This is a genomic window from Janthinobacterium sp. Mn2066 (assembly GCF_049319705.1).
Lineage (GTDB): Bacteria > Pseudomonadota > Gammaproteobacteria > Burkholderiales > Burkholderiaceae_D > Janthinobacterium.
Window position 1 is genome coordinate 1 of the sequence record NZ_JBMOUF010000049.1, and the last position, 286, is coordinate 286.

The following is a 286-nucleotide window of genomic DNA, read 5'->3' on the forward strand; positions in this document are numbered from 1 at the left end:
TCCCCATCGTCTAGAGGCCTAGGACATCACCCTTTCACGGTGAGTACAGGGGTTCGAATCCCCTTGGGGACGCCAGGTAGTTGTGGTATAGTAGTGGCAGTTGTTTGTACTGATTGTTGTAAGTTCAGGTTCGTAAAAAGCGGGCTCTGGATGGAAAGCAAGTAGTGGAACAAAGTCGCCAAGTGCGGCTTTTATTATTTCTGCGCCCAGGGGGTATAGCTCAGCTGGGAGAGCGCTTGCATGGCATGCAAGAGGTCAGCGGTTCGATCCCGCTTACCTCCACCAA

The 286-nt window shown here is 52.4% G+C and carries 1 tRNA gene; it reads left to right on the forward strand.

Going from position 1 to position 286, the window contains the following annotated elements:
• Nucleotides 1-209 precede the first annotated feature (209 nt).
• Nucleotides 210-285 (forward strand) — tRNA-Ala (locus ACL9RI_RS27700).
• The last annotated feature ends 1 nt before the right edge of the window (nucleotide 286 follow it).